We start from the raw sequence: 16,820 nt of genomic DNA, 5'->3' as shown, positions 1-16,820 counted from the left end.
ATTACATAATTTTTTCAAGCTATAGCCGTATTTTTACTTATTTTTCTAAGCCGTTTTAACTCTTTTTTTATTTCTTTTGCACAAGGATGATTATTATCCCTAATAGTTAAAACTCTCAAATGTTCTTGTAATAAATTCTTGCAAGGATTACCAAATCCTGAAAAAATTTTTTCACGCAATTTATAAACAAACTACATACAATAATTCTACATGTAGATCTAAAACGCCATAGTTTTTCTCTCCTTGCTATTTAAAAAATAGGTATAGCTGCCACTTAAGCTAAAAGTCTCTCAAGCATAGTTAATATTAAGTCAAAACTTAGGATCTGTCAAGGCTAAGTAAAACGGGTATCTTATATCAATCGCCTAAAATTTATACTATATTATGTACTAGTAAATTTATTAAAAATAATATAGACTTATAGGATAATTTAATGAAACAGCAGCTTAATAGAAATTATAACGGCCTTATAGATTATATCCTCATACTAAGTTTAATTTTAGGTATTTTTATATTCATAGCCATGCCTTTTTTTTATGTGTTTAAAGAAAGCCTTGTCATAAACGGAAATTTTAGTTTTGAGTTTTTTAACGGCGTGTTTAAAAATAACCTTCACTTGCTAAAAAACTCTCTATTGGTAGGATTTTATACGACGCTTTTAACTGCAATCGCAGGGATAACTACGGCCTTGTTTTCTTATCTGATGCCTAAAAAAATAAAACGTCTTATATTTTTAATTTTGGCTGTAACAATGATAAGTCCTCCATTTGTAACCGCCCTAAGTTATATAAACCTCTTTGGAAGAAGAGGCCTTGTTTCTTATTATCTTTTAGGTATTTCAAAAAGCCCGTACGGAATTACCGGCATTGTGCTGATGCAGTCCTTGAGTAATTTTTCTTTAGCGGCTTTAATCCTAATCGGTTTTTTAAATAATTTGGACAGATCCCAATTAGACAGTGCACGCAACCTCGGAGCAAAGACAAACCGGTTAATTATCGACATAATTCTTCCCTTCCTTTTTCCTGCAATCAAATCGGTTATGCTCTTAACTTTTTTGCGAAGTTTATCGGACTTTGGAACGCCTGCAATCATAGGCGGCTCTTTTAATGTGCTTGCAACTGAAAGCTATTTTGCGGTAATAGCTCAAGGCAATTTGGGAAAGGCTTCCGCAATAAATGTGCTTCTTTTAATTCCCGCAATTATTATTTTTATCCTTTATCAAAAAAGTTTTAAAAATATTTCCATATCTTCCCACGGCATAACATCATCTGAAATTGAAATAAAAAGGCAGGGAATTCTTTTTTATCTTATAAGCATAATTGCCGTTTTCTTTTTATTATGGATAAGCATTCAATATTCTTCTATTATATTGTCCGCATTTACAAAAATGAAAAAAGGAAAAATGATTTTTACCTTTGCAAATATTTTAGAAACAAGAGATCATATTACAAGCACGGTTATAAGGAGTATAGTCTACAGTCTTATCGCTGCAGGCGGAGGCAGCATAATCGGTTTACTTATCGCTTATTATAAACAAATAAGAAAAATAAAAATAATGCAGGCTGTAGATTTTGCCGCAACTCTTCCCTATATAATTCCGGGAACTTTTTTCGGGCTCGGTTATTTATTGGCCTTTAATTCAAAACCCTTAATGCTTACAGGAACGGCAGCAATAGTTGTTTTAAATATACTATTTAAACAGCTGCCATTTTCTACAAAGATAGGGAATGCGGCAATGGAAGAAATAAACATCGACACTTTAAATTCAATCAGAGATTTAGGCGGTAAAAGGATAAATGAAATTACCGATGCCGTTATTCCTTTAAGTAAAAATGCTTTGGGCGTTTCTTTTATCAACGGATTTACAACGACTATGACTACAATAGGTTCAATTATTTTTTTAGTATACCCGAGTCAAAAAGTTTTAACCCTTGTTATGTTCGATGTAATTCAAAGCGGCTATTATGAAATAGGCTCGGTAATTGCCTTGCTTATAATTATAATTTGTTTAATTGTAAATTTAATTTACTTTTTAGTTTTAAAGAAAAAATAATTTTTAAAATGCCGGAGGTTTTATGTATTTGGAATTAACAAACCTAACAAAAACATATAAAGAAAAAAATGCGGTAAAAAATATAAGCTTTAATCTTGAAAAAGGAAAACTCCTTTGTCTTTTAGGACCGTCCGGCTGCGGAAAAAGTACGGTATTAAAATCGATAGGAGGTTTTTTAAAACCTGAAAGCGGAAAGATAATTCTTGACGGTAAAGAAATTACAAATGAACCACCTGAAAATAGAAACGTTTCTACCGTTTTTCAATCCTATGGGCTTTTCCCTCACATGAATGTTTTATCGAATATTATTTACGGTTTAAAATTTAAAAAGATGCCTAAGGCTGAACGAGTTGAAGCCGGAATGAAGATGATAAAAACGATGGGCTTATCGGGTTATGAAAAAAAACATATAAGCGAACTTTCAGGCGGAGAACAGCAGAGGGTTGCTCTTGCACGCAGTTTAATTATAAAGCCTAAGCTTCTTTTATTGGATGAGCCTTTGAGCAATTTGGATGCAAAGCTTAGAATCAATATGCGTAAAGAGATAAAACAAATTCAAAAAGAATTCAATATCACTACAATTTTCGTTACCCATGATCAAAGCGAAGCATTTGAAATTGCCGACAAAATTATTTTGATGAATAATGGAGAAATTATTCAGGAAGGAACAGCCGAATCTCTTTATAATCGTCCTGCAAACGAATTTACGCTTGACTTTATAGGTGCAAACAATAAAATAGAAAATTCATATATCAGACCCGAAAAGATAAGGATACTTAAATCTTTATCGGAAGCAGATGAAAAATATATTGAAAACTTTGAAGAAGCCCAAATTATCAATATTGTTTTTAAGGGCGAAATAATAGAACTATTTCTTAAAACTGAAAAACAAGAATTAAAGGCCATTGTTTTAAACAATGACTTTAATTATAAAAAAAATGAAAATATTTACATCAAATACAATAGGGAGAATTTAAATTGAAGATACTGCACTGCCTTGCACAATTACCGATGAAAACAGGAAGCGGGGTTTATTTTAGCACTCTCGTCGAAGGAATGATAAAAAAAGGCCATGAGAATGCGGTTCTTTACGGCACACAGCTTCCCTTTGCCGAAAAAACTTTTAATGAATCTTTACCGGACAAATTACAGGGAAGCGTAAAAGAATATCCTGTTAAATTTTTATCCGATTATGAACAGAAAGAAAAAACGGTTTTTAATGCAGACATTCCTTTCCCGATTGCAGGAATGAGCGACATAATGCCCTATACCTCAACCGTTTATTCCGAAATGAATGATGAGATGTATCAAAAATGGATTTCGGTTTTTGAAAAAACTCTTCTCCGTGCAAGAGAAGAATTTAATCCCGATGTCATTATAAGTCATCATCTTTTTATTTTAACCTCTTTGGTAAAAAAAATATTTTCTGGCAAAAAAATAATAGGCATAAGTCACGGCACGGATATAAGGCAGATTAAAAAAAATCCTTGGATAAAGACATGGTACATACAAAACTTGGATAAGCTTGATTTATATTTTACCGTAAGCCCTAAGGATATTACCGAAGTGCAAACTATTTTTTCGGCAAACCTTGAAAAAATTAAATTGGCAGGAGGAGGCTTTAACCCCGATATTTTTAACGATAAGGATAGACATATCTTTGACGGAACATTTAAACTTTGCTATGCAGGAAAGATATCCGATTCAAAGGGAGTGTTTGAACTTGCAAAAACACTTCCGCTTATTTTAAAAAAATATCCTAATACGGAATTGACTCTCATAGGAAATACAACCGAAGAACAAAAAAACATTCTTTTAAAAAATGCAGACTACAGCGAAAATTTAAAAATAGTAAATGCCTCATCCCAAATATGTATGTGTAAAATTTTAAAACAAAACGATATTTTTATTTTGCCTTCATACTATGAAGCCTTAGGTCTTGTCGCTGTTGAGGCCTTAGCTTGCGGGCTATTTACCGTTACAACCGAAATTGAAGGTCTAATAAACCTCCTCGGCGAAAAAATCAACACAAGCGGCATTATCGAATTTGTCAAACTTCCCCGTATCTATGATGTAGACAAGGCTTACGAAGAAGATAAGCCCGCCTTTGTCAAAGCCCTTGCCGAAAAAATAATGCTTCAAATGGAAAGACTTAAATCTCAAAAAGATTTTTATTCCCCTGTCGCAGAAGAAATAAAAAAACATTCTTGGGACAGCATCATAGATAGGGTTGAGAAGGAGATTAAAGATGTATATATTGATTTTTATTCTTAAAACCATTCAAACGGTAGTCTCAACAGGTATCTTATATTTTTTTGGATTCGCTATTGATGAATTTACAAAAAATCCTTCACCCGAAAAAATTAAACTCATTATATTCTACGCTCTGCTTGAAATTCTTTTTGTAGTCATTCATCACCTATGTCAACGGGGTATATTTTTTATACGTAAGAAATTTGCTCTTCTTTATAGTCAAAATCTTTCAAATGCTATTTTTAATATTCCTCCTGAAGATTTTTTGAAACATGAAACGGACTATTATTTTACCGCATTTAAAGATCAAATACCTAAAATACAAACCTCATATTTACTGGGACGTATTCACGTTGCTTCAAGTCTTGTAGGAATTTTACTGACAGTTTTTGTTTTGATATCATTTCATTTTAGTTTGCCGATTATTATGCTCTCATCTTTTATAATCGGAAAATTTGTTACAAAAATCATTGAACCTCACATTGACAAAATGTCTTCTCAAGAAATTAGACTGCAAGAAGAATATAATGCCGAGACAAACGAAAATCAAAGAGGTTTGCCGTTTTATATTCTAAACGGAAAAAGAAATCTGCTTTTTACCCGTCAAGTAAGCGCAAATAATACATTCGAAAATCAAAGCTGCAAAATAGAAATTAAGAAAACGGCTTTTGAATGGATAATGATTTTAACTTCAATGTGTTTAGCGGTAGCCGGTTTAGCATTTGCAATTTTTTTGTTTACAAAAAACAAAATAACAATCGGTATGTTGAGTTCTACAATCTTATATATGAATGTTTTTTCGCAAAAGCTTGAAGGGCTGCTTAAGCTTTTTATTGAAGTCCGTTATGGAAAAACAAGCAAAGAAAAAATAGACAAAATTATAAAAAGCAAAAGAAATAAAATTTTATCGGCAGAGGAATTTAAAACACTTAATTTGAGCGATGTTTCTTTTTCGTATAATACAAAAGACGGAGAGAGCATTCCGATTCTAAAAAATATAAACTTACAAATCAACAAGGGGGATAAAATATTATTAACGGGAAAAAGCGGCAGCGGAAAATCTACTTTGATAAAACTTATATTGAATTTACTAAAACCTAATACCGGTAAAGTATATTTTAACGATAAACTAATTTCAGATAATGAATACCTGCCTTTTTATTTTATTAATCAAAATTTTCATCTTTTTAAAACATCGATTGAAGATAATATTTTCTTTGGAGATAAAAAACAAAAAGAACCTTATGTATTTGCACGGCTTGAAAAATTTTACGATAAGGATATAACCGCATTAGATACTGACGGAGTACAAATATCCGGAGGAGAAAAAGAACGCGCCGCTTTAGCTAGAATTTTCGCAGGTTCATATAAAAATATAATTATGGATGAAACCTTTGCAGGCCTTGACTTTGAAAATTATAAATTTATTCAAAACAAATTTTTGGATGATAAAGAGTTAACATATATTGAAATTTCGCATCGTGAAATTGATACCGAAAAATTTGATTATATATTTACTCTGGAAGGAGGAAAATTAAATGTTACAACTGTTAAAGAAAAATAAATTTCTATTTAGTATAACCTTTTTATTAGTTGCAATGACTGCATTTTTAAATACTTATTCATCAAAAATTTTACAGATTAGCATAGATAAGACTATTGAAGGAAATGGAAAGGTCGAATATGTTTTTCTATTTGCCGCATTCGGTTTTGCTGCAGCTCTGATATTATTTATAGAAAATTTAGCTGAAACTAAACTGCGAAAAGATTGCAGATTGACACTTAGAAACAATATCGCAAATTATATGACTTGCGAAAATAGAATCGAACACCATAAAGATAAAACAAAATACTATGAACTTTTTATAAACTCTTGCGATTATTTTTCTTCCGAAGCAATTTGTAATCTAATGGATGCCCTTTATAATGTAAATGCAATTATATTCGGTCTCGTAACAATGTATTTTATTTTTCCGCCGTTTATTATTTTTTGTTTTGTTTCAATGGCTTTTTCTTTTTTAATGTTTAAAAAAATCGATCCGAAACTTGATGAACTTTCAAATACATTTATAGAAAAAAGGTCCGGTTATTATAATTACATTCAAGATATTTTAACGGGGCATTTTACGATTTTTATTAACCGCGCAAAAAAATATTTTGTGCAACGTACAAAAAAAGAATTTGAAAATTATGAAAACTACCGATATAAATATAGCGCAAACAGAGATTTACTTTTGAATATTGTGAATTTTCCAAGTATTGTTATAAATGTTTTGATGATTATCTTTTTATTCTATTTTATTTTAAAAGGAAAAGCAACAGTCGGATCGGTTGCCGGCACACTCGGATTGAGTGCACTTATTTCAAGCAGCTTTGAAAATTTATTTTATAATATTGTTTCGATTCGATCAGGTCTTTTAATTTTGGACAAAAAATATTTTAAAGTTAAAATTCCTCTTTCGGAAACTAAAATAGCTACAAAAGCTATTATTTCAATAGAAATAAAAAATCTTAATTTTTCTTATGGAGATAATCCTGTCTTTACCGATTTTAACATATCACTAAAAAACGGATTTTACTATTTGCAGGCCGAAAGCGGAAAAGGAAAATCCACTCTCATAAAACTTATTACAAAAGAATTACCTGCCCCTGATAATTCGATTTTTATTAACGGTAAAGATATCAATTCCTATACTGAAGATGAACTTATCGGTGAAATTTCATATATTCCGCAAGAAAATTTTATTATTAATGGAACTATAGAAGACAATCTTTTTGTTCCTGTTGAACAAAAACAAAAAGAGCTTGACCTTGTCTGTGCATTTACCCTTGCAAATACTTTACATGAAAAAGGCGGCTTAGATGAAAAAAGCATTTCGGGCGGCGAGACCAGAAGACTTAACCTCGCACGAAACCTTGATTTATCAAAAAGCGTTATCATCTTGGATGAGCCTTTTAAAAATGTAGAACGTGAAATTTACAAAAAAATAGAGCACAATCTTTTACAAATAACAGATAAAATTATTATTGCCGTTACACATGAAAATATTGAAGATAAAAATGCAATAGTGATAAATATCTAATTTTTATCATAGAATGAAACAATTTTCTCCATTAGACCTTTATCAATTTCAAAAAATTGTTTTTTGTCCAGATGTTTTTTAAAATACTCGGCTCGTATTTCAGGTGTAATTTCTACTTGCAAAGATTTTTTAAAACTTGTAAAATCTTCGCTGAGTTTTTTACCGTAACTTCTAGCTTCATCAGTATAATACAAATAACTATGTCCTCTATTATCATACTCGATAAAAGTGAATCGGCTATTGTTTCCGAATTTTTTATAAAACTGTTTATAATTATTTTCAAAAGAAACAGCATCATCATCAGAACTGTGAATAACCATTACCTTTGTATCGGAATTTTCAAATCCCTTTATGCAAGAGTAATTTGCATATTTCCCGAATTTGATTTTTTCTATCAACGAAAAATAGGGCATAAAAAAGTTAATCCATTTCCCGATAAAGCTGCCTCCATTATCTTTTATCATACCGATAGAAGAGTTAAAACCCGAAACCGTCACAGCCGCCGCTATGTCCTTATGTAAATTTAAAACGCTTCCAACGGAATAACCTCCCCAGCTGTGGCCGAAAAGCATAATCGGTAAATTTGTAAATTCTTTATTTTCTTTTACAAACCTTATTGCATAATCAAGGTCGATAATCCCTTGAGGTAAACCTCCGACTTCTCTTCCTTCACTTTCATCATTTCCTGTTGCATCATAAGAAAAAACCAAATACCCGCTTCCTGCCAAATAATCGGCAATATCCATATAGGAATTATGTCCGCCTCCTCCGAATCCGTGAGCTATTATTATAAGCCCCTTATAACCGCTATCTTCTTTATAATATTTGTAAGCAGTAAGTTTTTGTCCCTTATTTGAAGTAAAAAAATATTTTTTTAATTTTAATCCTTCAAATTCTTCTATATTCCGTCTCATATAAGAGGTAGTTGTATATCTTAAACCGAAAGTATCACGATAGATAAAGTAAGCAATACCCATAGGCAAAATAAAAAGGACAAACATAACAACTGCTATCAATAAAATCAATTTTCTTTTTCTTTTCATATGAAACCTTTTTTAAGCTATTAGTTTTACACCCATTTCTATAGCTATCTTTTTCAATTTCTTATCACAAGTCAGTAGTTTGGCATTATTTCTTCTTGCAGCAATGAGATAAAAAATATCATAAGCAGGGTGTTTGTATTTTACCGCTTCTGCGTATACCTCATTACATAAAAATCTCGTATCTACAAAATCATCTATTAGATCTATGCAATATTCAATTCCTTTTTCACATTTTATTAAATCCAAATTAGAAAAAATTCTATACTTCCAAAAAACATTTGTTATTTCAGAAGGGTAAATATCCGGAGCAAGTATTATATCCGCTTCCATACAAGAATTTTTAAAAACTTCTGCATTTTTCATGTTTAAAGCAATTTCAATTGCGGCACTGGCATCAAGAATTAAAATCAACGTTCTCTATCCTCACGCAGCAGTGCTACAGGGTTTGGAAGTTGATCAGTTTCAATGTTAAGGTCTTCCATTTTTTTTAAAACAAGTTGTCTTTTACTTTTATTCCCTATCCTTTTATCAATACTATCCTGTAACATTAAAATCGTTTGTTGCCCTATAGTTCTATGCTCTTTTTGTGCAAGAAGATATATTTGTGAATAAATTTCATCTGGTAAATCATGTACTTGAAGTGTCGGCATAATCCCTCCTGCTCTACATTATACCATATTTATATATATAGGGCAATCTATAAAAATATCAAATTCTATCAGCAAAATATTTTTTTTACCTTTTCTTTAAATTTATTTCCTCTCTCGAATTCATTTTTAAACATACCGAAAGAAGCCGCACCCGGAGATAGAATTACAATATCATTATTCACTGCATTTTCTTTTAATGAAAACAAAAGAGCGTCCAAGCTGTCAAAGGGGCCATTATATTCAATAGCCTTTTCTTTAAGGAGAGGAATTAAAAGGTCTGTTCCCGTTCCTGCAAGAAGATATAGGCTTTTGGCAAGATTCGCTTTTTCGGCAAGCGGAATAAAATTTAAGTTTTTATTTGTTCCGCCGCAAATTAAGACGGGAGGCTTATCAAAGGCTTCTAAGGCAGCAGCAGATGCTTCGGGAATTGTAGCGGCCGTATCATTATAAAATTTTATTCCGTTTGTTTCATAAAAGAATTCCAACCGATGTTCAATCCCCGAATACTCGTCCATAAATTTACGGATAAATTCGGATTGCTCTTTGATGTTATTATCTTTTAAGATGTCGTTGCCTTTCAAATTTTCAGGCTTATGAATTTTTTGATAAAGCAGAAGAGCAAGCCCTGCATTCAAGACATTTTGTTTAAGTTTAAGCCCGGGAACTTTTGCTTCCTTTGAAAGTAAAATTTTTTCTTCACCGCTTAAGTTGTAAAGGCCTTCTTGGTTCTTATTAAAAAAAACACCCCGATATTCTTTAGGTAGTTTTTTTTCGCTGTACCAAAAAACATTTGCCCTTGTTTCTTCTGCAAAAATTTTCCCCCAGCCGTCATCAAAATTACAAATTAAATAATCCGATTTATCCATATTTTCATAGATTATTTTTTTATCGGCAACATATTTTTCCATTGTGCCGTACCAGTTTAAGTGGTCGGGCATTATGGGCGTAATAATCGCAATCTTAGGCTTAAGCAGTTTTTTATTTTTTAAATCAGCAAGCTGCCAACTGGAGAGTTCCAGAACCACAGGCGTATCGCAAGAGGTTTCTTCAAAAAAACTTAAAGGGCTGACCGTAATATTCCCGCCCAAAAAAGCATTGTAGCCTAACTTTTTAAGCCCGTAATAAAGAGCACTTACCGTAGAGGATTTCCCCTTGCTTCCCGTTACCGCCAAAATCGGTGCCTTTGAAAGAGAAAGGAAAACCGAAACATCCGACTCTATTTGTTTTGCGGCTTCTAAAAAAACATTTCCTTCAAATTTTACGCCGGGGTTTTTGATGACAAGATCGGCTTCTCTAAAATCCTCTATTCTATGTTCACCCAACACAAACCGAATATTCTTAAAGGCAGAAAGTTTTTCGATTGACGGCCTTAATTCTTCCGAAGTTTTTAAATCCGTTACCGTAACCTCGGCTCCATATCGGGCAAAAAATTGGGCAGTCGCAAGCCCTCCCCCATTTAGACCAAGTCCCATAACGGTTACTTTTTTATTTTTGATATTTTCTAAGCTTATTTGCATATCATCATTATAACAAAAAATTTTAGGAAGTACCAGATGAGGAGGAATGGATTGTAAATACGGAAGACAGTAATTGTCGATTGAGGGGTAGAATTTGTTAATTATTGGTCATAGGGTATATAAATTTTAATGATTTTGTGCTATATTTTATTGGGTGGGTGATATAATGACAACAACAAAAATAAATAATCGTCGATATTTGGGAAATAAATATAAACTGCTTCCCTTTATTACTGATGTTATATCATCGGAATGCGGTAATTTTAATAGTTTTGCCGATATTTTTGCCGGTACAGGAGCAGTTTCTTCTGCATATGCTGATAAACGCCAAAAGTAGGCTAAGGACTTAATAGGAACAGAATATGGCAAAGAAACATACACAAGTTGATGATATAATCGAAACGATGCAAAAAAACGGAGGGTATGCAACACTTGCTCACCTTAATCAGAATGTTGATACAAGCTCTTGGAAAACAAAAACACCGTTTGAAAGTATCCGTTGCTATTTGCAAAGGAGCGATGAGTTCTTTAAAATCCAGCCGGGACTTTGGGCATTAACTAATTATCGTGAGTCAGTTTTGAAAAAATTTCAAATCAAGGAAAATAGAAAAGAACAGATTGAAACTTTTACACACTCATATTATCAAGGTCTAATTGTAGATATTGGGAACATGAAAAATCTGAAAACCTATGTTCCTGCACAGGATAAAAACAAATTATTTCTTGATAAGAAACTTGGGCAAATTTCAACAATGACTGATATCCCTGAATTTACATATCCAAAAATTACAAACAGAGCTAAAACAATTGATATAATCTGGTTCAATGAGCGTGAAATGCCGACTGCATTCTATGAAGTCGAACATTCTACAAACATAATTAATTCTTTGAATAAATTTTTTGAACTACAAGATTTCAGAGCAAGATTCTGCATTGTTGCTGATAAGAAACGCAAGAATGAATTTGATGACAAAATCAGCCAGTCGATTTACAGACCAATAAAATCTCTTGTAGATTTTGTAGACTACGAAATGCTTGCAAATCAACATTCAAAAATGGCGGAATTATTCAAAAATACACTGGTACTATAAGGGAATATAAAACAATTCATGAGCTGTTCAACAACAATAAGGAATCCCGAAAGGGCTTTTCCATTTCTGTCAACAATTGCAGAAATGGAAGGCGTAGAATGGACTAAAGCAGCGCAAGAAGAACTGCAAAGCCGATTAATAAAAAACCGCTATTAAGTTCCTACAAAAATAGATATTCTTTCAAAAAATTTGCAAGATGCCTTTAATGATTTATCTCATAATCTAACAACAAAAAAGCCTATATATTGAATCCTATATTTCAGAATATCTAAAAGATTTTAATAATCCTCAAAAAAACATTCATGAATATACCGATAATATTATCCGATGTTTGAGACTAACAAAATATATATACATACGAGGCGGAGGTTATTATATTGATTTGGAACCTCGCAGAAGAGTTGAAATAGATGCAATTCTTAATGATTTAACAGGTGAAGCTCGCTATTATTCCGTTGAATCATATCAAGCCTTTATTGGAGACTATTATGGTTATACTCTGCCTTTTGAAACAGTTTTTGAACTACAGAGAATTGCTTCCGAAATTATTTTAGAAATTAAAGATTTAAAAACAAAGCTGAATAAAACAATTTCAGAAATAATACTTCAAAAAGACATAGACAATTTAAAAAAACAAATTGAAAGCTTGCGAAAAGAACGGCTTGCTCTGCAAAATGAAATGCTTAAATACACATATGAGAATGATGTAAAAATTGATGATGCAAAAAGTGCTTTACAAAATATTTCTAAACTTGGTATAAAACCCTCTATAGCCTTAGAAAAATGGACAAATATTGCTTTAAACATTATAGACGACGCAAAACTGATAAAGCCGAATTCTCCATTAGGCGATGATAATGAACCAACATTTACCGCTCCGGCAAAAGTTCCTGATATTGAATGCTTTTACAAAAACTTTAATGCAATTTGTGAAGTAACAATGCTCACAGGTAGGGATCAATGGTTTAATGAAGGCCAGCCGGTAATGAGACATTTAAGAGAATTTGAAGACAAAAATAATGAAAAACCCAACTATTGTTTATTCATCACACCTAAATTACATGAAGATACAATAAATACATTCTGGTTTGCTGTAAAATATGAGTATCAAGGTCAAAAACAAAAAATCATACCGCTCACAATATCTAATCTCATCGACTTGCTGGAAATTTTTAAAATAGCAAAAAAACAAGGCATTAAAATACATCATTTAGATATAATGACGCTCTATGATGTATGTGTGGATATATCCGACGTGTCTGATTCAACTGAATGGCGAGCTCATATCTCTAATCAGTTATTAGAATTTAAGAAGAGATTTTTAGGGTAAAGAGAAAAACTAGCAGCGTTTTTAGACAATGCCTCCTGCATTGTCTAAAATAAGTCTTCCATAATTATAAACATTTTACATAAAGTAAGACTATATGAAATAGCGGCACTTTTCCGCAAAATTCACGAAAATATATGAAAATACACGAAAAATGCTTGACAAATCATAAAAAAATATTTATCATTAAGAAAAGTCTTTAAAAAAGGAGAATCTTTACTTTATGAATAAAGCTTATAAGCATTTTTTTATGGCTATGGCAGTTCTTGCCCTTGTGTCGGCTATGACATCATTGGTTGTACCCTTTCTGCTAAGTTTTTGGGCAAAGACCGATGCTGAGATGAATTTAAAAAGATTTTTTATTGTTATATCGGTGCTTGTACTGATGTTCTTACTTAAAACCGCTATAATTTTTTTGCGTGAAAATTTTGCAAAACATTTTAATATAAAAAATGCCAAAAACATTATTGAAAAAATTTTAGGGTTAAAATATGATACGATTATTTCTCACGGGAATATGAATTTGGTTGAGCGGATGGCACAGGCTGTAAACAATATGTACATATATATGACGGGAGATGCAGTTCAAATATGGTCAAGTATAATTTCAACCATAATTATTTTAATCGCAATATTTTTTGATAATTTTATTATCGGTTTGATACTGCTTGTTTTAATTCCAATAAATTATTTAGGTTATAAATCTTTGAATGCCGAATTAAAAAAACACTCTCAAGTTATGCAAACAAGTACTTCAGCGGGATTCCAGGAAATACTTTCGATTGTAAACCAAACAGATTATTTAAAACAATGTCCCGATCATGATATTGTACTAAGCCAATTAAGACCTGCATTGGATAAAATTTACGGAAGCATGGCTCAAGTAAATAAATATGCTCAAACTTCTTCATCGTTTATATCATCGCTTAATTCAATGCTGCAAACGGTTTGTATTTTACTTGTTATGTATAATTATCTAAGCGGAGCGAATCAAGTTTTACCGGTTGTAATTTATACAATTGTACTTCCTTTATTTTTTTCCAATATCAGTATAATTACAAATATTAATTTAAACAAAAATAATCTAAAAGTCTCACAAGAATTTATTGCATTTTTAGATTCGGAACAAGAAAAAGATTCAAATGAGACAATCAGATCGATTGAAAAAATAGAATTTGATATAGGTGCAATACAAATAGGAGAAGAAATATTTAAGGCCAATATAAAAGATAAGTTTATAAAAGGCGACATTGTTTGGGTACAGGGAAAAAGCGGCTCGGGAAAGTCAAGTTTAATGAAACAACTTGTAAAATTTAGGAAAACATCAGAAATCTTAATAAACGAAAAACCGATTTCTTCTATTAATAATACTTGTATCAGGTCTCTTATTGATTATATCCCGCAAAATAATTCAATTATAAATGGAACAATCCGTGATAATTTATTTTTAAACAAAAGTCATTCAATTGAAACTGAAGAAAAATTAAAAAAAAGTGAGCTCCTTTCTACAATTTTGCAAAACAAAAACTTTGATACAATAATAATGGATATGGGGGCTAATCTTTCAGGAGGAGAAAAACAAAAACTTGCCATAGCCCGAAGCTTATATTCAGATGCAGAAGTTTTAATCTTTGATGAGGTTACAGCCAATATTGATGCTGAAAGCACGATCCTAATTTTAAATGCAATAAAAAATATTTGTAAGAATAAAATAGTCTTTATAATTTCACATGACACATTGCCTGAAAATTTCGCCAATAAAGTTATACGGATGGAATAAAACTTACAATGCCCGATTGCAATCAAAGAAATATTATTATAAAATCAAAATAGGACTAGGAGAAAAAATTTGGAAAAACTATATACAATGAATCAGATAGCCGAGATGCTCGAACTCAGTGTAAGGACAATTCAAAATTATTTAAAAGAAGGAAAACTTACGGGGAAAAAAATAGGTTCTCAGTGGCGTTTTACAGAAAAAGACCTTAAACGGCTTTTTTCGGACGAAAGTTTTATTGACGAAAAAAATATTGATGAAAACCATAGATTACAAAAATTTTTAAAAAAAGATTCTATTGAAACGCCTGAAATCTTTTCAATCCTGCATTATCCGTATAAGAAAGATTTTAAACTAAAAGAATTAATGAAAAAAATAAATGAAAATATTGAGAAAGCAAATAAATGCCAATTTTATTTTGCCTCAACAGCAAATACTTTTAAATTTTTTTTGGAAGGGGATATTGAATCGGTTATCAACTTACAAAAAATAATAGATGAAAATTTTAACTAAAAAAGAAGTTTTTATGAAACCGGAAGCGATTACCGTTTTATGTTTTTTAATTCATCATTTAATAAAACTATGTTTTCATTATTTACTATAAATGCTCCCATAAAAAGTCAATAAACAAAATCGACTTTCTTAAAAAAAATTAAAATATATGGCAGATAAAGTTAAACTGCAAGATACATACGGTTGTATGTTCCTTTCATTCTTTCACAGTCAGAATCTTCTTAAATTACACTACTCTCAAACTTATCATAGCCCTCATTGCAGTGCTTGAGCGTTTGAGATCCATCTTAAATTACACTACTCTCAAACGTAAAGAGCTTTTCAGACGGCAGCAGTTATGCTTGAGATCCATCTTAAATTACACTACTCTCAAACCGGGTGTACAATTGCCTGCTGTTTTTTCTTGCTTGAGATCCATCTTAAATTACACTACTCTCAAACATCAGATATGGTGTAGGTGAGAGCCTATCACGCTATGGATAGCGGTAGTTTAAGATGATTACTTTTTAATATTAACATGCAAATAATTTCTTGTCAATATATTTCGCAAAGATCATTATCAATAATATATGATTTTTCACAATCTTCTTTTATAGATGTGTATGTTCCCTCGATTAAAAATAGATTCGTTTTTATATAGCGGGCAAATTTATATAACTTGGATAAGTCTTTGAAATTTAAAAACTGCTTTAGATTTATAAAAATAAAGCATCTTATTTGATTTAGTTCCACAGAGGCACTTATATAATCTATAAGTTTTTCAAGTAAATTTTTATTTTCTGTTTCAAAAGAGATATTAACAGATTTAAATATGCTGATCAAATCAAGTTCTTCACTCCGTTTTAGAGGTACATCCAAAGAAAGAAGTATATCGTCTATATGTTTTAATATTTTGCTTTTTATTGTGCATGTTTTTATATAATTATATTCGTCGGAAATACTTTGTTTTAAAATTGAATAAACTTTATTTAAATTTTGTTTATTATTTATATTGATATTTATCGGATTAAGTATCATTTCACATATTTTTGGTATAGAAAGTTCTTTATTATCTTCTGATAATATGAATTTGCCTTCATAACCTGAATATTGACTAAAAAGCTCCGATACAAATTCGGTAAAAAAAGTTTTATTTTCTATCGTTAAAACATTAACCGTATTTTCTGAAAAAATGATTTGGTTTTCAATATCAGGATACACTAATTTCATAGGACAACAAGCCTTTCATCAGTATTTAGATATTCCGTTTTAGACTCTCCAATAATGATTTCCATTCTTGCATATTGTTTTTCAGTAACGGTTAATACTTCAACCAAACCTTCGGGAGGTTTATTATTCTCTATACTTTTTACAATAGAGTCTCTATTTGTAAGATTTAAAACCAATTTTGAATAAACCGACTTTTGCTGCATAATAAAGCCTGATTTAATTAGGTATTTTCTAAAAACCGAATAATTATGTCTATTTTCAGGTGTTATTACGGGTAAATCAAAAAAAACGATAACTCTCATAA

17 protein-coding genes and 1 pseudogene are annotated in these 16,820 nt (G+C 31.1%); 11 read left to right on the top strand and 7 right to left on the bottom strand.

All coding sequences use genetic code 11. The features are described from left to right. Window positions 1-14: 14 nt before the first annotated feature. Window positions 15-140, bottom strand: a pseudogene (locus tag JO40_RS15420) (GIY-YIG nuclease family protein); the annotation flags it as partial. Between the two features lie 293 nt (window positions 141-433). On the opposite strand from JO40_RS15420, the gene JO40_RS04680 reads away from it, so the two are divergent. From JO40_RS04680 to JO40_RS04660, 5 genes are read left to right on the top strand one after another with little or no spacing between them, the layout of a single operon-like run. Beyond that, window positions 434-2,053: an ABC transporter permease gene (locus JO40_RS04680; RefSeq protein ID WP_044978335.1), complete on the top strand. Its 1,620-nt coding sequence runs from the start codon at window positions 434-436 to the stop codon at window positions 2,051-2,053. Window positions 2,054-2,075: 22 nt separating this feature from the next. After that, on the top strand, window positions 2,076-3,035 hold the full coding sequence (locus JO40_RS04675; RefSeq protein ID WP_044978334.1) for an ABC transporter ATP-binding protein: 960 nt from the start codon (window positions 2,076-2,078) through the stop codon (window positions 3,033-3,035). Beyond that, complete coding sequence (locus JO40_RS04670) at window positions 3,032-4,327, top strand: glycosyltransferase family 4 protein (protein ID WP_044978333.1); 1,296 nt, start codon at window positions 3,032-3,034, stop codon at window positions 4,325-4,327. Before JO40_RS04675 ends, JO40_RS04670 begins: the two co-directional genes overlap by 4 nt. Next, window positions 4,302-5,870 carry an ATP-binding cassette domain-containing protein gene (locus JO40_RS04665; RefSeq protein WP_044978332.1) on the top strand — a complete coding sequence of 523 codons (1,569 nt, stop codon included), beginning with the start codon at window positions 4,302-4,304 and terminating at the stop codon, window positions 5,868-5,870. The genes JO40_RS04670 and JO40_RS04665 overlap by 26 nt, the downstream gene beginning before the upstream one ends. Then, window positions 5,845-7,389 carry an ATP-binding cassette domain-containing protein gene (locus JO40_RS04660; protein ID WP_044978331.1) on the top strand — a complete coding sequence of 515 codons (1,545 nt, stop codon included), beginning with the start codon at window positions 5,845-5,847 and terminating at the stop codon, window positions 7,387-7,389. The genes JO40_RS04665 and JO40_RS04660 overlap by 26 nt, the downstream gene beginning before the upstream one ends. Here the strand turns inward: JO40_RS04660 and JO40_RS04655 are convergent. The 4 genes from JO40_RS04655 to murD all read right to left on the bottom strand — a co-directional run bounded on the left by JO40_RS04655 (window position 7,386) and on the right by murD (window position 10,599). Further along, window positions 7,386-8,432, bottom strand: a complete 1,047-nt coding sequence (locus JO40_RS04655) for an alpha/beta hydrolase family protein (protein ID WP_044978330.1) — start codon at window positions 8,430-8,432, stop codon at window positions 7,386-7,388. The genes JO40_RS04660 and JO40_RS04655 overlap by 4 nt on opposite strands. Before the next feature lie 12 nt (window positions 8,433-8,444). Then, window positions 8,445-8,843 carry a type II toxin-antitoxin system VapC family toxin gene (locus JO40_RS04650; protein ID WP_044978329.1) on the bottom strand — a complete coding sequence of 133 codons (399 nt, stop codon included), beginning with the start codon at window positions 8,841-8,843 and terminating at the stop codon, window positions 8,445-8,447. Then, entirely contained in the window at window positions 8,840-9,082 is a 243-nt protein-coding gene (locus JO40_RS04645; protein WP_044978328.1) for a hypothetical protein, read from the bottom strand. Before JO40_RS04645 ends, JO40_RS04650 begins: the two co-directional genes overlap by 4 nt. 68 nt (window positions 9,083-9,150) lie before the next feature. Further along, window positions 9,151-10,599, bottom strand: coding sequence for a UDP-N-acetylmuramoyl-L-alanine--D-glutamate ligase (gene murD / locus JO40_RS04640; RefSeq protein ID WP_044978327.1), 1,449 nt, complete (start codon window positions 10,597-10,599; stop codon window positions 9,151-9,153). 166 nt (window positions 10,600-10,765) lie between these two features. Between murD and JO40_RS13090 the strand changes: the two genes are divergently transcribed. The 6 genes from JO40_RS13090 (at window position 10,766) to JO40_RS04620 (ending at window position 15,307) form a co-directional block, all read left to right on the top strand. Beyond that, entirely contained in the window at window positions 10,766-10,936 is a 171-nt protein-coding gene (locus JO40_RS13090) for a DNA adenine methylase (RefSeq protein ID WP_245609010.1), read from the top strand. A gap of 25 nt (window positions 10,937-10,961) precedes the next feature. After that, on the top strand, window positions 10,962-11,690 hold the full coding sequence (locus JO40_RS04635; RefSeq protein ID WP_044978326.1) for a hypothetical protein: 729 nt from the start codon (window positions 10,962-10,964) through the stop codon (window positions 11,688-11,690). Window positions 11,691-11,708: 18 nt separating this feature from the next. Beyond that, window positions 11,709-11,846 carry a hypothetical protein gene (locus tag JO40_RS14470; RefSeq protein WP_245609009.1) on the top strand — a complete coding sequence of 46 codons (138 nt, stop codon included), beginning with the start codon at window positions 11,709-11,711 and terminating at the stop codon, window positions 11,844-11,846. Between the two features lie 175 nt (window positions 11,847-12,021). After that, window positions 12,022-13,020, top strand: coding sequence for an AlwI family type II restriction endonuclease (locus JO40_RS04630; protein WP_338065265.1), 999 nt, complete (start codon window positions 12,022-12,024; stop codon window positions 13,018-13,020). A gap of 220 nt (window positions 13,021-13,240) precedes the next feature. Then, window positions 13,241-14,797 carry an ATP-binding cassette domain-containing protein gene (locus JO40_RS04625; RefSeq protein WP_044978325.1) on the top strand — a complete coding sequence of 519 codons (1,557 nt, stop codon included), beginning with the start codon at window positions 13,241-13,243 and terminating at the stop codon, window positions 14,795-14,797. 69 nt (window positions 14,798-14,866) lie between these two features. Next, the gene (locus JO40_RS04620) at window positions 14,867-15,307 is read left to right on the top strand and encodes a helix-turn-helix domain-containing protein (RefSeq protein WP_044978324.1); all 441 of its coding nucleotides are present in this window, start codon (window positions 14,867-14,869) and stop codon (window positions 15,305-15,307) included. Window positions 15,308-15,841: 534 nt separating this feature from the next. Here the strand turns inward: JO40_RS04620 and csn2 are convergent. Then, a complete protein-coding gene (csn2, locus tag JO40_RS04615; protein ID WP_044978323.1) occupies window positions 15,842-16,516 on the bottom strand; it encodes a type II-A CRISPR-associated protein Csn2 in 675 nt (224 codons plus the stop codon). Continuing rightward, window positions 16,513-16,818: a CRISPR-associated endonuclease Cas2 gene (gene cas2 / locus JO40_RS04610; protein WP_044978322.1), complete on the bottom strand. Its 306-nt coding sequence runs from the start codon at window positions 16,816-16,818 to the stop codon at window positions 16,513-16,515. Before cas2 ends, csn2 begins: the two co-directional genes overlap by 4 nt. Window positions 16,819-16,820 lie beyond the last annotated feature (2 nt).

This window comes from Treponema putidum (genome assembly GCF_000755145.1).
Lineage (GTDB): Bacteria > Spirochaetota > Spirochaetia > Treponematales > Treponemataceae > Treponema_B > Treponema_B putidum.
Note: the sequence above shows the minus strand (reverse complement) of the source record. Positions and strands in the feature narration are given on the sequence as shown.